Source organism: Flagellimonas sp. B-3 (assembly GCF_056857835.1).
The window spans coordinates 129,297-145,425 of record NZ_JBSXNW010000024.1 but is presented as its reverse complement, the minus strand read 5'-3'; the positions used below and the strand labels follow the sequence as shown (position 1 = coordinate 145,425).

General features: G+C 41.5%; 16 protein-coding genes. 12 read left to right on the top strand and 4 right to left on the bottom strand.

Annotated features, from left to right (window positions below; all coding sequences use genetic code 11):
- Positions 1 to 84: 84 nt before the first annotated feature.
- The 6 genes from AC13CS_RS13105 to AC13CS_RS13080 all read left to right on the top strand — a co-directional run bounded on the left by AC13CS_RS13105 (position 85) and on the right by AC13CS_RS13080 (position 5,137).
- The gene (locus AC13CS_RS13105; RefSeq protein WP_014033099.1) at positions 85 to 273 is read left to right on the top strand and encodes a hypothetical protein; all 189 of its coding nucleotides are present in this window, start codon (positions 85 to 87) and stop codon (positions 271 to 273) included.
- Between the two features lie 4 nt (positions 274 to 277).
- Entirely contained in the window at positions 278 to 1,171 is an 894-nt protein-coding gene (locus AC13CS_RS13100; protein WP_293167145.1) for a cbb3-type cytochrome c oxidase N-terminal domain-containing protein, read from the top strand.
- A gap of 102 nt (positions 1,172 to 1,273) precedes the next feature.
- Positions 1,274 to 2,683, top strand: coding sequence for a cytochrome c oxidase accessory protein CcoG (gene ccoG / locus AC13CS_RS13095; protein ID WP_293167146.1), 1,410 nt, complete (start codon positions 1,274 to 1,276; stop codon positions 2,681 to 2,683).
- 11 nt (positions 2,684 to 2,694) lie between these two features.
- Positions 2,695 to 3,141: a FixH family protein gene (locus AC13CS_RS13090; protein ID WP_293167147.1), complete on the top strand. Its 447-nt coding sequence runs from the start codon at positions 2,695 to 2,697 to the stop codon at positions 3,139 to 3,141.
- Positions 3,142 to 3,143: 2 nt separating this feature from the next.
- Positions 3,144 to 3,854, top strand: coding sequence for a sulfite exporter TauE/SafE family protein (locus AC13CS_RS13085; RefSeq protein WP_293167148.1), 711 nt, complete (start codon positions 3,144 to 3,146; stop codon positions 3,852 to 3,854).
- A gap of 14 nt (positions 3,855 to 3,868) precedes the next feature.
- Complete coding sequence (locus AC13CS_RS13080; RefSeq protein ID WP_293167149.1) at positions 3,869 to 5,137, top strand: acetyl-CoA hydrolase/transferase C-terminal domain-containing protein; 1,269 nt, start codon at positions 3,869 to 3,871, stop codon at positions 5,135 to 5,137.
- 89 nt (positions 5,138 to 5,226) lie between these two features.
- Here the strand turns inward: AC13CS_RS13080 and AC13CS_RS13075 are convergent, their stop codons facing one another.
- Positions 5,227 to 6,051 carry a universal stress protein gene (locus AC13CS_RS13075; protein ID WP_293167150.1) on the bottom strand — a complete coding sequence of 275 codons (825 nt, stop codon included), beginning with the start codon at positions 6,049 to 6,051 and terminating at the stop codon, positions 5,227 to 5,229.
- A gap of 18 nt (positions 6,052 to 6,069) precedes the next feature.
- Positions 6,070 to 7,428 (bottom strand): oxygen-independent coproporphyrinogen III oxidase, encoded by a 1,359-nt coding sequence (gene hemN, locus AC13CS_RS13070; RefSeq protein WP_293167151.1) that lies wholly within the window; start codon positions 7,426 to 7,428, stop codon positions 6,070 to 6,072.
- A 186-nt stretch (positions 7,429 to 7,614) separates the two neighbouring features.
- On the opposite strand from hemN, the gene AC13CS_RS13065 reads away from it, so the two are divergent.
- Together AC13CS_RS13065 and AC13CS_RS13060 are read left to right on the top strand one after the other, a co-directional pair.
- Positions 7,615 to 9,459 carry a glutamate-cysteine ligase family protein gene (locus AC13CS_RS13065; RefSeq protein WP_293167152.1) on the top strand — a complete coding sequence of 615 codons (1,845 nt, stop codon included), beginning with the start codon at positions 7,615 to 7,617 and terminating at the stop codon, positions 9,457 to 9,459.
- Positions 9,460 to 9,461: 2 nt separating this feature from the next.
- Complete coding sequence (locus AC13CS_RS13060; protein ID WP_293167153.1) at positions 9,462 to 10,664, top strand: M14 family metallopeptidase; 1,203 nt, start codon at positions 9,462 to 9,464, stop codon at positions 10,662 to 10,664.
- A gap of 39 nt (positions 10,665 to 10,703) precedes the next feature.
- Here the strand turns inward: AC13CS_RS13060 and AC13CS_RS13055 are convergent, their stop codons facing one another.
- Entirely contained in the window at positions 10,704 to 11,432 is a 729-nt protein-coding gene (locus AC13CS_RS13055) for an energy transducer TonB (RefSeq protein WP_293167154.1), read from the bottom strand.
- A gap of 201 nt (positions 11,433 to 11,633) precedes the next feature.
- Positions 11,634 to 12,602: an ROK family protein gene (locus tag AC13CS_RS13050; RefSeq protein WP_293167155.1), complete on the bottom strand. Its 969-nt coding sequence runs from the start codon at positions 12,600 to 12,602 to the stop codon at positions 11,634 to 11,636.
- A gap of 196 nt (positions 12,603 to 12,798) precedes the next feature.
- Between AC13CS_RS13050 and AC13CS_RS13045 the strand changes: the two genes are divergently transcribed.
- The 4 genes from AC13CS_RS13045 (at position 12,799) to AC13CS_RS13030 (ending at position 16,044) form a co-directional block, all read left to right on the top strand.
- Complete coding sequence (locus AC13CS_RS13045; RefSeq protein WP_293167156.1) at positions 12,799 to 13,590, top strand: universal stress protein; 792 nt, start codon at positions 12,799 to 12,801, stop codon at positions 13,588 to 13,590.
- Positions 13,591 to 13,669: 79 nt separating this feature from the next.
- A complete protein-coding gene (locus tag AC13CS_RS13040) occupies positions 13,670 to 14,989 on the top strand; it encodes an ATP-dependent 6-phosphofructokinase (protein WP_293167157.1) in 1,320 nt (439 codons plus the stop codon).
- Between the two features lie 80 nt (positions 14,990 to 15,069).
- The gene (locus AC13CS_RS13035; protein ID WP_293167158.1) at positions 15,070 to 15,369 is read left to right on the top strand and encodes an HPF/RaiA family ribosome-associated protein; all 300 of its coding nucleotides are present in this window, start codon (positions 15,070 to 15,072) and stop codon (positions 15,367 to 15,369) included.
- A 48-nt stretch (positions 15,370 to 15,417) separates the two neighbouring features.
- Positions 15,418 to 16,044 (top strand): hypothetical protein, encoded by a 627-nt coding sequence (locus tag AC13CS_RS13030; protein WP_293167159.1) that lies wholly within the window; start codon positions 15,418 to 15,420, stop codon positions 16,042 to 16,044.
- The last annotated feature ends 85 nt before the right edge of the window (positions 16,045 to 16,129 follow it).

Sequence of the window (16,129 nt, the reverse complement as noted above, 5' to 3'; positions counted from 1 at the left end):
CCAAGATTCAGGAGCCAAGACATAAGCAATTTAAGATTTCAAAGTCTTGCATCTTGATTCTTGCACCTAAAATCTAATATAACCATGTTGAAATTTGTAAAAGAACATATGGAAACCATAGATGGGATAGCCAACTACCCCATGGTTTCCCTGCTCATCTTCTTTGTCTTTTTCGTTCTCTTGTTCTGGTGGGTATTTACCGCTACCAAGGAACACATAAGGGAGATGTCCGAACTGCCATTGGATAACGATGATCAACAACACAAACTATAACATTATGAGTACTAAAACACCTTGGTGGATACGAGTCCCGGTTTTATTCTTTTTGATCTTAGGATTGATGGAATTTTTTATAGACTCCGGTGACAAACCCGCAATACTTGAATATCCCATCACACAGTTTTTTATGCTGTTGGTATTGATGATCCTTATTGCCATTGAATTGATTTTGAATTCTATAGAGAACATTATGTTCCAAACCCTTTCCGAAGAAGGGAAGGAACGTTACTTGGAGACCAAAAGCAAGAAATTTGAATGGACATGGGCCAAAAACCTCATGAAAAAATTGACCAAGAGCCGAGCCATTGAAAAAGAAGGTGAAATTGTCTTAGATCACAATTATGATGGTATCCGCGAGCTGGACAATGTGCTCCCGCCTTGGTGGGTGTACCTTTTCTACGCGACCATTGTTTTTGCAGTTGTTTATTTAGTGCGCTTCCACGTTATTGGAGATTATACACAAGAACAGGAATACGAACAAGAGGTGGCCGCTGCCCAAGCAGCTATTGAAGAATATAAAAGAACGGCCAAAGACTTGGTGGATGCCAGTACTGTGGAGTTCCTATCGGATGAATCCGACTTGGCCGCAGGAGAGAAAATATTCCAGACCAATTGTGTTGCTTGCCATATGGCCGATGGTGGAGGAGGAATTGGACCAAACCTGACCGATGAGTATTGGATTTTGGGCGGAGGCATCAAAAATGTGTTTTCCACAATTTCCGAAGGTGGTCGCGATGGTAAGGGGATGATTGCATGGAAACAAACCTTAAAACCGGTCGAAATGGCCCAGGTGGCCAGTTACATAATCACTTTGGGCGGAACCACACCTGCCAATCCAAAGGAACCTGAAGGGGATATTTGGGTAGACCCAGATGCTCCTGATGAAAATTAAGCAAATCAAACCTGATACGAAAAGCTGTGTCCCAAGAATTGGGGCCGGGTTCAGGTTCCGGATAAGTAGCATCAAAACATTTATCCACAAACCACAAATGTGATGGAAGAGAATTTTAGGGATTCCATAGGCACAATTACAGAAGAAGGGAAAAGAAATTGGATTTTCCCCAAGAAACCTAGTGGACGGTATTATAATTACCGAAAGTACGTAAGTTACTTTCTGCTGATTTTCTTGATTGCAGCTCCTTTTGTCAAAATCAATGGGCACCAATTTTTGCTGTTCAATGTGTTGGATCGGCGGTTCAATATATTTGGACTTCCGTTTTGGCCCCAGGATTTTCACCTGATTGTGGTGTCTATGATCATAGGAGTTGTTTTTATAGCACTCTTTACAGTCGCTTACGGTCGTATTTTCTGTGGGTGGATGTGCCCCCAGACCATTTTTTTGGAAATGGTATTCCGTCGTATCGAATATTGGATAGATGGTGATCGAGGTGCACAGATGCGTTTGGCTAAAGCACCTTGGACGGGCAAAAAAATCAGAAAAAGAGTGTTGAAGTGGATTATTTTCTTCATCATCTCCTTTTTTATTGCCAATGTGTTCTTGGCGTACCTGATCGGAAGTGATCAGCTTCTGTCATATATTACCGATGGCCCTATGGCCCATTTGGGCACCATGATCCCGTTGCTGATTTTCACAGGGGTGTTTTATTTCATCTTCGCGTGGTTTAGGGAACAAGTCTGCATCATTGCCTGCCCTTATGGTAGATTACAGGGAGTGCTTTTAGACAATAAATCCATAGTTGTAGCCTATGATCATGAACGTGGTGAAGGTGAAAACGGACGTAAAAAGTTCAGAAAAAATGAAGATCGGGAAGCGCTGGGACATGGGGATTGTATTGATTGCTTCCAATGCGTGAATGTTTGCCCTACGGGGATAGATATCCGTAACGGAACACAATTGGAATGTGTAAACTGTACCGCTTGTATTGATGAGTGCGATCACATTATGGAAAGTATCAATAAACCCAAAGGTTTGATCAGGTACGCCAGCGAGGATGAGATCACCAACAAGAACAAGTTTAAGTTTACCGCCCGGATGAAGGGCTATACGGCAGTACTTGTTGTGCTAACGGGTGTCCTTATTGGAATGTTGTTTATGAGAAACGAGGTCGAGGCCAATGTGCTGCGCTTGCCGGGCCAGTTGTACGAGCGTAAGGCAAATAATATCATCAGTAATGTGTACACCTATAAAATAGTGAACAAAACCACAAATGATATCGAAAACGTTTCTTTTGAACTGATGTCGCACAAGGGCGAAATCAAAATGGTGTCCCAAGATAGTTTTACAGTTTCGGCAGAAGAGTTGACAGAAGGTACCTTGTTCATCGAAATAAATGCATCGGCATTGAACGGCGACAAGGATAAATTGAAGATCGGGGTATACAGTGGCGGTAAGCTCATAGAAACCACGGTGACCCAGTTTTTGGCACCGAGGAGCTATAATTAAAAAAGACAATAATGAAAATTAATTGGGGAACTGGAATAGTATTGGCATTTATAGGTTTTATAACCTTCATTTTATACTTCGTCTTCAGGATGAGCACGGATGATAGTGCCAATCATGATTTGGTGACAGAGGAATATTATAAAAAAGAATTGTCCTATCAGCAGGAAATAGATGCATCAAAAAAGGCCACGGAAATGGATGCCAACCTAAAGGTTGAAAAAACAGATGAAGGCTTGTTGGTTTATTTTCCAGAGCGTTTCGATCCCAAAAAAATAAGTGGAACAGTGTCCCTATACAGACCGTCTAACAAGCACTTGGACACAAACTTTCCTTTAAGTTTGTCCAATACACATTTGCTCATACCTGACAATCGCTTGGTAGACGGTCGCTGGGACATTTCCATAAACTGGGAATACGAAGGTAATTCCTTTTTACATAAAGAAAAATTGGTGTACTGATCATGTTGACATCCGCATTGGTTCTGGGACTTTTGGGAAGCCTGCACTGCTTGGGCATGTGTGGGCCAATAGCCTTTATGCTGCCTTTGGACCAAAACAATGGTGTAAAAAAGACAGCACAACTGTCCATCTACCACTTTGGAAGGCTGTTTGCCTATGGTGTTATTGGCTTGTTGTTTGGACTTTTGGGCAAAGGATTGTCATTGTTCGGCATTCAGCAAAAACTGTCCATTGGAATAGGAGTGCTTATGATCGCTCTTGTATTGATTCCGGGAAAGTACCTGAACGGACATAAACTATTATCACCCATATATTCCATTATTGGGAAGGTGAAATCCAAACTGGGAGCCGAACTCAAGAAAAAGACCCCGGATACCTTTTTGACCATTGGTTTTTTGAACGGTTTCTTACCCTGTGGTCTGGTGTACATGGCCCTTTTGGGAGCCATTGCCATGGGGAGTCCTTTGGAAGGTGGTCTTTATATGATGACTTTTGGCTTGGGTACCGTACCTTTAATGTCATTGGTGGTCTATTCCAAAGGAATGTTCAATACTTCCATTAAATCCAAAATACAGAAATTGATACCGGTATTTGTGGTCATCATTGGTATATTGTTTATTGTACGTGGGCTGGGATTGGGAATACCCTATGTTTCCCCTAAAGCTGCACCTGCAGATTCGGTATCGGCGACCATTGAATGCCATCAACCCTAAAAATTTAATTTAAAATGAAAATAACATCAGCGGAAGAAGCGGTAGGAATTGTAAAATCAGGCGACCGGGTCTTTTTCCAAGGAGCGGCCATGACCCCAAACGAGTTAATCGATGCACTCTGTGAACGTCACGATGAATTGAAGGATGTAGAGATTATTTCCATCCACACCGAAGGGGATGCAAAGTATACCAGAAAACCCTATTGTGATGCCTTTACCTTGAATGCCTGTTTTGTGGGGGGCAACGTTAGAACCTTTGTAAATACGTATATGGGCGACTATATTCCGGTTTTTTTGAGTGAAATACCATGGTTGTTCGCCGACGAGTATCTTCCGTTGGATGTGGCCTTTGTACAAGTGTCGCCACCGGACAAGCATGGCTATTGTTCCTTGGGAGTATCGGTGGATGTGGCATTGCCGGCCATTAGAACGGCCAAAAAAATCGTGGCGCAGATAAATCCACAGGTACCCAGAACCCACGGTACTGGTATCGTTCACGTGGATGAGATTGCATTTGCCACGGAGGTCAATAGGCCCATTCATGCACACCTTCCTACCGAACCGTCGGAAGTAGAGCACGAAATTGGTAGGCACGTAGCATCACTTATTGATGATGGCGCAACCCTACAAATGGGAATTGGGAACATACCCAATGCAGTGCTGTCCAACTTGGGAAACCATAAAAACTTGGGTATTCATACCGAAATGTTTTCTGATGGGGTATTGCCCTTGTTGGAAAGTGGTGTTATCAACGGAAAAGAAAAAACGGTTAAGCGAGGTAAAATAGTGGCTTGTTTTGCTGTAGGCTCCCGAAAACTGTATGATTTTATAGATGATAACCCCATTTGTGATTTTAGAGACTCGGGGTATACCAATGATACGGCCAGAATTCGAAGAAACCCTAAAGCAACGGCCATTAACAGTGCCATAGAAATTGATCTCACGGGTCAAGTCTGTGCAGATACCATCGGAGGATACCAATTCTCTGGAGTGGGTGGGCAAATGGACTTTATGAGAGGGGCATCACTTTCTAAAGGTGGGAAGCCCATCATAGCCATGTCGGCCACTACCAAAAAAGGCGTTTCCAAAATAACACCTTTTTTAAAGCAAGGTGCAGGGGTGACCACCACACGGGCCCACATGCACTATGTGGCCACGGAGTATGGTGTGGTGAATCTTTTTGGGAAAAACCTGCAACAGCGGGCCAAAGCCTTAATTTCCATAGCGCATCCAGACCATAGGGAAGAACTGGAAAAGGCGGCTTATGCAAGATTTCATGGTTAGGGTGAATCATAGTTAATCACAAAAAAAGGGGCAATTTTAAAATTGCCCTTTTTTTGAATTGTATGAAACCAATCAAAAAATACAATCCATTAAATTTTAAAGGTTATTACAGGAGCTTCGGAATGGTTGACAATATCCTCGCCAATACTTCCCATAAAGAAGTGGGATAGACCCTTTCTGCCGTGTGTTGGAATACCGATCAGGTCAGCGGATATTTTGTCGCTGTAATTGATAATACCTTTTTCGACGGTATAGTCGTTAAATATCTCCACTCCAACGTTTATTTTGGCCTCGTCCAGGAATTTGGAGATTTTTTCAGAGGCATCATCGGTGCTTAAAAACTCGTCTCCCGGAGTGTTTATATAAACAAGGTGCAACTTGGCCTTTAAAAGGCCGGCCATTTTCTTGGCTTTTTTTAGGGCAGGAATACTCTCTTCCTCAAAATCACAGGCAAAAACAAAATGCTTTGGGTTAAAGCCATTGACCTCATTTCCTTTGATGACCAAAACAGGGACATCGGAAGTTCTTACCACTCTTTCGGTGTTGGAACCAATAAAAATTTCCTGAAGGCCATCTGCACCATTGGATCCCATAACAATAAGATCGGCTTTGTGTTTTTCCGCCACTTCGGCCACTTCACTGAACACTTTGTAGTGCTTTATAATGGGAATTACCTTTAGTTCTTTTAAATAAGGTTTGTCCAAAAAGTCGGCAAACCTTTGCTCTCCTAATTTTATAAGATGTACCACTTGTTCTTGGGAAATATATCCAGATTCCCCCATAATGGCGGGAGAAAGTTCCAGCATGTGCAAAACATATAGTTCTGCCTTGTGTTCCTTTGCTAAGGAAGCCGCAATTTTAAGGGCTTTTTCGGATTGATTTGAAAAATCAACCGGTACGATTATACTGTTCATTTTGTTGCTTTTTTAAGGTTAAACGGTCATGGAAAATATTCGGGTATTTGGTTTTTGTCGGTGCAGTTTAAGATCAAATGCCATACTAATGTTTCTTACAAAAGGCCTCCCTTTGTCGGTTACCTTAATTTTAGTGTCATTTATTTCTACAAGTCCATCTGCTTCCAATTCGGATAGGTTGCCCAAGATATTTCCAAAATCCACCACTTCTTTTTCCTCGGTGTTCCAAGTAGTTTCGAATTGGCACATTATATTAAGAATGTGCTTTCTCAAGATTTCATCTTCCGTATTTAGGATGTGTCCTCTAAAAATAGGGATAACTCCGTGCGAAACCAAATTCTGATATTCTTCCACGTTCTTTACATTTTGGGCAAATCCATACCAGCTATCGCTAATGCTCGATGCTCCCAAACCGATCATAAGTTTGGTTTTTGATGCGGTATAACCCATAAAGTTTCGGTGCAGGGTTCCATTTCCCAGTGCTTTGTACAAACTATCGGTGGGAAGAGCAAAATGATCCATGCCAACATCTTTGTAACCGAACCCCGTGAGCATCTTTTTACCCATTTCGTACTGTGTTTTTTTCTCCACGGACGATGGTAGGTCTTCATCTTTATAGCCACGTTGTCCGTTGCCTTTTATCCAAGGCACGTGAGCGTAACTATAAAAAGCGATTCTATCGGGTTTTATGGCATTGGTTTTTATCATGGTATTCTCTACATCGGCACAATCTTGAAATGGCAATCCATAGATGATGTCGTGTCCAACCGAGGTGTATCCAATTTCCCTGGCCCATTCGGTAACATTTTTCACGTTCTCAAAAGGCTGTATTCGGTTGATGGCGCGCTGAACGGTGAGGTTATAATCCTGTACGCCAAAAGAAACCCTTCTAAACCCTACATCGTAAAGCGCTTGTAAATGTTCTTTTGTGGTGTTGTTGGGATGGCCCTCAAAACTAAACTCAACTTCGTCCGCCTTGTTTCCAAGACGCACAATGCCCTCGATGAGCATTTTTAAATTTTCCGGAGAAAAAAAGGTAGGGGTACCACCACCCAAATGGAGTTCCTTTATCAGGGGCTTGGAACCCAACAAGTCGCAATACAGTTCCCATTCCTTTAAAACTGCCTTTATGTAGGGTAGTTCAACCTCATGTCTTTTGGTAATACGTTTGTGGCATCCGCAAAAAGTGCACAGATTTTCACAAAATGGGAGGTGTATGTATAAACTTATTCCTTCCTGTTGGCTTTCTCGAGATGCTTTTAGTACACTGGAATTCCATTTTTTTCCAGAAAAACTGTCCAGATCCCAATAGGGTACGGTTGGGTAACTGGTATATCGGGGTCCGGGAACATTGTATTTTTGAACTAATCCACACATTGTTGTATATATCATTACATTATAATTCAAAATTACCTTAGGCAAGTTGCATAGAACATGATAATTGTCAGGATTGGTGTATGGAACCGCGAAAAATGAGTTTTTAGGCCTGATGAGTATCATATTTTTCGTTATCCCAGCATAGTATCTTTAAAGGGTTGTTGACTTACAATTAACTTAAGTTCAATGGGAGAACATATCAAAAAGAGCACGTTTAGTGAAGAGGAACGGAAAGCGTTTGTCCAACATCTTATCGATGACGTCCAATCCTTGGAGCAAATGATTGCAGAAGGTATGATCGAAAATGATATTGTTAGGATTGGAGCCGAACAGGAAATGTGCCTGGTAAATGGTGATTATAGACCATCCCCCAAAGCCATGAAAATCATCAAAGATGTCAACGACGACCACTTTACCACCGAATTTGCAACATATAATATTGAGGCCAATCTTGACCCATATAAGTTGGAGAAGGATTGCTTCGCCAAAATGGAACAACAGCTGCGAAAATTGTTGGGCAAGGTGAAGAAAACTGCTGATAAACATGGTGTAAAGATTATTTTGACCGGTATTCTCCCTACCATAAGCAAGGAAGAGCTTGGTATGGATTTTATGACACCAATACCTCGGTATTACCGAATAAATGAAGTTTTAAAGGCTTGGAGAGGGAATGATTTTTCGCTCAGGATCAAAGGGGCAGATGAACTTTCGCTGCATCACGACTCGGTACTTTTTGAAGCCTGTACTACCAGTTTTCAACTCCATTTGCAGATACCCCCCGATGACTTTATCAAAAGTTACAATTGGGCACAGGCCATTTCGGGCCCTGTTTTGGGAGTTTGCTGCAATTCTCCTTTGCTTTTGGGAAAAGAACTTTGGAGAGAGACCAGAATAGCCCTATTCCAACAAAGTTTGGATACCAGGGTTTGGACAAAGGCAGTTAAGGAACAAGTGGCAAGGGTAGGCTTTGGAGAGCACTGGCAAAGGGATTCTGTGGCCGAGATTTTTAAACAAGACATTTCCTCGCACCGAATTTTACTCACAAAACCCATAACAAAAGGTTCGTTGCATGTGTTGCGGGACGGAAAAACTCCAAAATTGGAGGCGCTAAGCCTGTTCAATAGTACAGTGTACCGATGGAATCGCCCATGCTACGGAGTGGGCAATGGAAAGCCGCATTTGCGAATTGAAAATCGGTACATCCCCTCTGGCCCAACAGTAATCGATGAAATGGCCAATTTTGCATTTTGGGTAGGGCTTATGGCGGGAAGGCCGGAAACGTATGACGATATGCCCAACGTTATGGACTTTAGGGTGACGAAGCTCAACTTTTTTAGAGCCGCCATGAGTGGAAGGCACACGGTGTTTTCATGGTTGGACAAGACTATGACGGCAAAAGAAATTGTCAAAAAAGTATTGTTGCCCATAGCTTACAACGGATTGCGGAAATTCGATATTGATGAAAAGGATATTAATAGGCTCTTGGGCGTAATTGAAGCAAGAACGAAAAGTGGCACAGGGGCCGAGTGGCAAATCAAAAATTTTAGGGAACTTAAAAAACAGATGAAGCTGGACAGCGCCATTGTACAATTGACCAAATCCATGTACAATAACCAAGAGACCCAAACTCCCGTCCATCAATGGAGACCAATAAGTGGAATGGCCAAAACAAAGGAATCGTTTCAATGGGTAAGGCAGGTCATGTCCACAAAGCTCATGAAGCTATACGAAGATGATTATGCCAATTTGGCCATAGCCATTATGCAATGGAACAACATACACCATATTCCTGTAGAAAATGGAAAAGGGGAATTGGTGGGGCTGCTCACCTGGAGCCATATCGAAAAGTTCGAAAAACTGGACAAGAAAGAAGCTAAGGTGTCGGATATTATGGTCAAAGATGTAATTACCGTAGAGCCCAGAACTGAAATAGAAACCGCAAGAAAAATGATGCACGATTACCAAATAGGATGTTTGCCGATTTGTGTGGACACCCATATCGTGGGTATCATAAGTAAAGTAGATTTGTAGCTATGACTTTAGTTCACAATATAGCATGGGATGAAACAGTAAGGGTTGATAGAATCATAGATCATATCAAAGGTATAAAGAGTGGCCCGACCGTAGTTTTTTTTGGAGGTATTCATGGGAACGAAACAGCAGGTGTTTTTGCCTTAAAAGCTGTTTTTAATGAAATCAGAACAAAAAAAATTGGCATAAGCGGCGAAGTTTATGCCATTTCTGGAAACTTGGGCGCTCTGGAAAGTAAGCAGCGTTTTCAAGATGAGGACCTGAACAGGATTTGGTTTCCAGAACGGATAAAACGTATAGTAGGGAATAAAGAAATCCATCATAACGAGGATAACGAACTGAACCAACTTTATCTTTTGGTGCAGGACATCCTTAAAAAGAGCAATCCCCCATTCTATTTTTTGGACCTTCATACCACATCGAGCGACACCTCACCTTTTATAGTCCTCAACGATAGTTTGCTGAACCGTACGTATACATCCAACTATCCATTGCCCATTATCTTGGGGATAGAGGAGTACCTTAAAGGGGCTTTATTGAGCTATATTAATGAATTGGGCTATGTTTCTCTTGGTTTTGAAAGTGGACAACATAATGATGGCGAAGCCATACAAAACAGCATTGAGTTTATTCGCTATTCCTTGGCATTGACCCAGTCCGTTGATTTTTCGGAACAGGAGAAGGAACGATTAAGGAATAAAATAGCGGCATGGGGAACGGTATCGCATAAGTTTTACGAAATATACCATCAGTATGATATTGGTCCACAAACCACCTTTAAAATGTTTCCGGGCTTTGTCAATTTTCAAATAGTGCCAAAGGGTGAGAGTTTGGCACTTGTTGATGCCGTTGTGTTAAAAACGACCAAAAAACGACAGATTTTTATGCCCCTATACCAAAAACAAGGGAATGAGGGCTTTTATTTTATTAGACCCATACCTAAATTTTGGTTGTGGTTGTCCAAAAAATTAAGAAGGTTCAAAGTAGACCATATTTTAGTGAAATTGCCCGGTGTGGAATGGGAAACGGATAAGAAAGATACCCTGATGGTTGACCAAAGGGTGGCCCGTTTTTTCACCAAATCCTTTTTTCACTTGTTGGGTTACAGGGCAAGAAAATTGGATAAAAACCATTTAGTGGCCAAAAATAGGGAGAGCGCATCAAAATCTGGGGAATATAAGGGTTCAGCTTGGTTCAAAAAATAAAAAAGGCCCAAGAAATTGACTTGGACCTATCTTCGGCTTTCAGTTTTGCATTACAAAGTTTATAGGTATGCTATACTTTACACTTACTTTTTTTCCACGTTGTTCGCCTGGTTTTACTTTGGGCAAAGATGCAATAATACGTTCGGCCTCTTTTTCCAATAGCTTATCTGGGCCTCTTTTTTGTATGCCGGCAACCCTGCCGCTTGAATCGATTACAAACTGTACGTGGACCCTGCCCGTTATGCCCATTTCCAAAGCCGATGGCGGATAATTGAAATTAGCTTTTATATGCTCCTGGACTTTTTGGTTAAAGCAATTTTTGCGTTCTGTTTGAGTTTGTAGATGTTCGCATCCAGGGAATACTGGAACATATTCAATTACTGCAAAGGGCACTACAACTTCTTCTTCCACTTCTTCCACTTCAACATCCTCAATTTTTACCACAACATCCTCGATATAGGTTTCTTGACTACTTTCGGTACTTTCAATTACGGTTTCTTTCACATCTTCCACATCCTCCACAATTTCAATTACATCAGGTGCAGATGGTGGGGGAGGGGGTGGTGCGGTCCTGATTATTTCGGTAATGGGTACATCTTCCTTAAGTTCGTCGGTTACCTGCACAACTTCCGAAACTTTGGATTCCTCTTCATAGAACTTTACTTCAAAGGATTGCCATATCATGAACAACACAGAAGTAAGTCCTATCATAAAATATAGACTGCTATTGCGTCCAATTTCTGCGTTTGGGTTCTTTTTTGGTTTCATGACTGCTACTATTTAACTATGTTAAAGGTAGCGTTCTCCAAAATCAGAAAATATGACAATGGTCAGGTTTGTATACAGGTTGAAACAGCTTTGTTTTCCGAATGACTGATATTTGTATTAGGTAGGTATTATGGGCTAAATCATTTTTTGGCAGCATGATGCTTGTCATGGATTCCCCCTTTTTTAATAAAAGCTAGTTTTTTAAACAATTTTCTTTTTTTTGTTTTCCCAGATAAGGGCAGCGGCCCCGCAAATAGCGGCGGTTTTTCCCTCCATGCTGGAGTGTAGGAGTTTTACCTTTCCTTTGTACACATCCAAAAGGAAACCGTTAAAGTATTTTTCCAAAGGGGTCATCATCCATTTGCCACTATTGGTGAGGCCACCCATTAAAATAAATGCTTCGGGTTGGGTAAATGCCGTAAAGTTGGCCAACGCCTGAGCCATAATTCGAGCCGTGTAGTCAAAAGCTTTAAGGGCAATTTCGTCCCCTTCTTCCGCGGCTTGGGTAATGTCCTCCCCGTGGAGGTCGTTATAGGCGATGTCCCTAAACCTACTATTCACCAAATATTTGCTCTGCATATACATAACGGTTCGCTTTAATCCGGTTGCGGATACATAAGCCTCCAGCCCGCCTTTTACGCCTAGTCCGGTCAACCTGCCATCTCCCATGGTCATGTCCACATGGCCCAATTCGCCTGCGAATCCATCATATCCATCAATAAGTTGGCCATTGGCCACTATTCCGGCGCCAAAACCTGTGCCAAGTGTAATTACAATAAAATCGGTCATGTTTTTTGCACCTCCAAATAGCATTTCGCCCAATGCGGCGGCACTGGCGTCGTTCATTATGCGAATGGGCATGTCCATTCTTTGTTTTAGGAGTTTAACCAAGGGAACGCTGCCTTTCCACACTAAGTTACTGGCATTCTCTATAGTTCCGTTTTTACTGGAAGCATTAGGGGCGCCGATACCGCAGCCTATTACATTGGCACGCTCTCCAAACTGCGCCAAAAGCTCATCGGAAGTAGCTTTTATTTTATCAAGGTAAGCATCCAAGTTTGGGAATTCCTGAGTTCTAAAAAAAGTCTTTTCGTGGCATTCACCAGTTTCATCTACCAATCCGATTTTGGTTTTGGTTCCACCAATATCTATTCCGATTACTAAATCCATATTTAAAGTCACATTATTTTACGGCTTTTAAATATAACTATTATGAAGGCAATAAAATAACCTCCTTGACTTTTATGACCGCTGATTTTTTGCTAATATCAAGGAAAATTTGAAAACCCTGACTTCTGTCATGTTTTAGATCATGGCACGGTTCTACTTTTGAGTTCAAGAATTGAAATCATTAAATAAAATAGGTATGAGCAGTTTAAATAAAATATTAATTCCGTTTGATTTTTCCGAGGCATCTGTAAACGCCTTGGAGTATGTGGTCAATTTTGTAGGTACAGAGAGAGCTATAAATATCTTGGGCCTTTATGTAGGCGTTATGCCCATTAGTGAATCCGATAGTGAAAAATTAAAGAGAGATTTTTTAAAAGTGTTGGACTCTTTCAATGTAAAATTGAAAGTGAACCCTGAATTCACAACCGATACCGGCGAAGTGATCAGCACTATTCTTTCTGCCCAAGAGAAGAGCAACGCAGATTTGATCATGATGGGCACTATGGGCGATAAAATTACGGATGAAGCCATTACAAACACATCGAAATTGGTATTGGAGGCCAATTGCCCTGTAATATCAATCCCTTATGGAACCGCCATTAAAGAGCCCAAAAACATTGCCTTGGTAATGGGTGGCGAAAAAATTGATGACAAGAGCGTCTTGGGAACACTATTGGAAGTTGCCAGAGCATTTGACGCCCGTGTCCATGTGCTTACCATTTATAAGGATTCCGTTTTTGATGAAGAAGCCATCAAAGAATCTAATGAAAATTTGTTGGAATACTATTTGGAACACTTTTATGCCGATCATACCTTCACTAAAAATGAAGATGTGGAACAAGGCATTTTGGATTACATCAACGAAAAAAACATTGACCTGTTGGCCATATTGCCCCGTAACCATGCCGAAAAAAGCTCACCTTCAGAAGGAAGATTGACAAAATTGTTGACCCTGCACTCCGAGATACCGGTATTGGCCCTGGATTAAATCTTTACCTTTGAAGATACTGTCGCTGCCGATAGATTCGCGCCACAGTTTGTCCGAACATCTTTAAGATTCAATAAAAGTGAACGATAACAATAGATTTTATATAGAAAGCTTGGGGGCGCCTCAGTATTCATCTCCACTTGAGCTCAGTACCGTTAAGGGAGACCGCATATTTAACTTTGTAAGTGAGTCGGATAGATTGGTGTTCGACCCATCGGTACAATATTACAATCAATGTTTAAATAATGGGGAGGCACCTCTTTGTATGGAAAAAGCAGGTCCAAGACAAAACATCTTTTTTGATGCCAAAAACACTACTGCTGCAATAGTTACCTGTGGTGGTCTTTGCCCGGGGATCAACAATGTGATTCGTGGATTGGTAATGGCCCTGCACTATTTTTATGGGATCAAAAAAATTATTGGGATTCCCTATGGTTATGAAGGCCTAAATCCTGAAAAAGGACATGAGTTCGTGGAATTGACACCGGATAAGGTAAAGGATATCCATCAATTTGGGGGCACCTTTTTAGGCTCGTCCAGAGGTGGACAAGACGTGTCTGTAATGGTGGATACCCTTGAGAAAAACCATGTGGATATGCTATTTGCCATCGGAGGGGATGGAACTTTGAAGGGGGTAAATGCCATTGGTGAGGAAATTACCAAAAGGAATGGCAAAATCAGTGTAGTGGGAATTCCAAAGACCATAGACAACGATATTGACCTAATTGATGAATCCTTTGGCTTTCAGACCGCTTTTGACGTAGCGAGTCCCATTTTACGCGATGCCCATAATGAAGCTACAGGGGCTTACAATGGCATCTCCATTATCAAATTAATGGGCAGGGATAGTGGTTTTATTGCAGCTTCGGCCGCTTTGGCCATGCCCGTAGTTAATTTTGTACTGGTTCCGGAAATGGATTTTTCCCTTGAGGGTGAAGAAGGTTTCTTAAAAGTTTTGGAAAAGCGCCTACAAGAAAAAAAACATGCCGTTATTGTGGTGGCAGAAGGTGCGGGACAACAACTTTTTAAAGACAGAAAGATGGTAAAGGATGCATCGGGCAATGTACAGCACGAGGATATCGGTGTTTTCCTAAAGGAAAAAATCATAGCATATTTTAAAGGAAAAAGTCCAGTGACCATTAAGTACATCGACCCTAGCTATATTGTGCGGTGTGCTCCGGCCAACTCCAGCGATAGCGTTTATTGTAGTGGACTGGCCTATCATGCCGTGCACGGAGCCATGGCCGGAAAAACCAAGTTTGTTGCCAGTAGGATAAACAACCGTTATGTGTACTTGCCTGTTGCCGAAGTCACAAAAAAGAGAAAAAAAATTGATTTGGAAGGTGAGTTCTGGTTCTCCGTACTGCAAAGCACGGGTCAACCATTTTTCTTGGGATGAGAATTGGTTTTTTAACTGACAATTGTCATTAAATTTTATCAATAGTAGTCATAGATTTGAGTATAATCAAAACAGTAATCATGGAAGTACATGTTCAATATCAAAAGATGAAGACCAGCGAGTCGTTGACCCAATTATTAATGAAAAAACTGGAAAGTTTGGAGCAAAAATACAGTTGGTTGATCAAAGCCAATGTATTGTTTAAAACGGAAAACGATAAAACTGGAGAAGGCAAGATCTGTGAAATTGAACTGAGTGCTCCGGGACCGAGAATATTTGCCAAATCGGATACCGACGATTTTGAAAAATCCATGTCCCAAACCGTTGAGGATTTAAGAAGACAACTTGAAAAAAGACAAGCTACATTCGATACCCGTTAATAGAAATTAAGATCTTTGTTACATACAGATCTTTTAAAAAACACCAAAATGAAACTTAAATTAATCGGCATAAGTTTATTGCTCCTAATGGGGTGCTCCTCAACCCGGTTGGTCAGCACTTGGAAGAACCCGGATATAGTGCTTTTTGATGCATATCAAGTATTGGTGGTGGGCATGTCACAAGACGATAATACCAGAATGGAGTTTGAAACCAGATTTGCCGAGGCGTTGAAGGGTCAGGGAGTGGATGCCGTGCGAAGTATTGATCTTTTTGATGTGGAATTCACCTCTTCCAAAAGATCGGAAGAGGAATTGGCCGAGGTAGAACAGCAATTATTGGATAAGGGGTTCGATGCCATTCTGGTCACCAAAGTTGTTGGAACAGAGAACCGACGAACATTTAGGGAGCACATCAACGAAGTGGACAAAATGTTTGTGAGGTTCAGTACGGATTATTTGGAACATCAAGAAATCTATTACGACCCCGAATACTATGATACCTTTAATATATACCATTCAGAGACCTCTCTCTACTGTATATGCATTGGAAAAGAGATAGAATTGATTTGGAGGGGCGAAGTGGATGTCACAGAACCCAACAATATAGAAAGGACCATAGACTCTTACATAAAGCTGGTGACAAAATCAATGGGAGAGGAAGATGTAATATTTTAAGAAGATAGGCCGATTGCATCCAAGACTCCCAAAAAGTCCAACGCGATCAAAATTGGAATCGCTATCAATATTACAATCAACACAA

Coding starts and splice junctions, on each gene's coding strand:
- AC13CS_RS13055 (WP_293167154.1), bottom strand. CDS start 11,432: ATGAAACCAAAAAAGAACCCAAACGCAGAAATTGGACGCAATAGCAGT.
- AC13CS_RS13060 (WP_293167153.1), top strand. CDS start 9,462: ATGACTTTAGTTCACAATATAGCATGGGATGAAACAGTAAGGGTTGAT.
- AC13CS_RS13105 (WP_014033099.1), top strand. CDS start 85: ATGTTGAAATTTGTAAAAGAACATATGGAAACCATAGATGGGATAGCC.
- AC13CS_RS13065 (WP_293167152.1), top strand. CDS start 7,615: ATGGGAGAACATATCAAAAAGAGCACGTTTAGTGAAGAGGAACGGAAA.
- AC13CS_RS13045 (WP_293167156.1), top strand. CDS start 12,799: ATGAGCAGTTTAAATAAAATATTAATTCCGTTTGATTTTTCCGAGGCA.
- hemN (WP_293167151.1), bottom strand. CDS start 7,428: ATGTGTGGATTAGTTCAAAAATACAATGTTCCCGGACCCCGATATACC.
- AC13CS_RS13050 (WP_293167155.1), bottom strand. CDS start 12,602: ATGGATTTAGTAATCGGAATAGATATTGGTGGAACCAAAACCAAAATC.
- AC13CS_RS13090 (WP_293167147.1), top strand. CDS start 2,695: ATGAAAATTAATTGGGGAACTGGAATAGTATTGGCATTTATAGGTTTT.
- AC13CS_RS13030 (WP_293167159.1), top strand. CDS start 15,418: ATGAAACTTAAATTAATCGGCATAAGTTTATTGCTCCTAATGGGGTGC.
- AC13CS_RS13080 (WP_293167149.1), top strand. CDS start 3,869: ATGAAAATAACATCAGCGGAAGAAGCGGTAGGAATTGTAAAATCAGGC.
- AC13CS_RS13100 (WP_293167145.1), top strand. CDS start 278: ATGAGTACTAAAACACCTTGGTGGATACGAGTCCCGGTTTTATTCTTT.
- AC13CS_RS13075 (WP_293167150.1), bottom strand. CDS start 6,051: ATGAACAGTATAATCGTACCGGTTGATTTTTCAAATCAATCCGAAAAA.
- AC13CS_RS13085 (WP_293167148.1), top strand. CDS start 3,144: ATGTTGACATCCGCATTGGTTCTGGGACTTTTGGGAAGCCTGCACTGC.
- AC13CS_RS13035 (WP_293167158.1), top strand. CDS start 15,070: ATGGAAGTACATGTTCAATATCAAAAGATGAAGACCAGCGAGTCGTTG.
- ccoG (WP_293167146.1), top strand. CDS start 1,274: ATGGAAGAGAATTTTAGGGATTCCATAGGCACAATTACAGAAGAAGGG.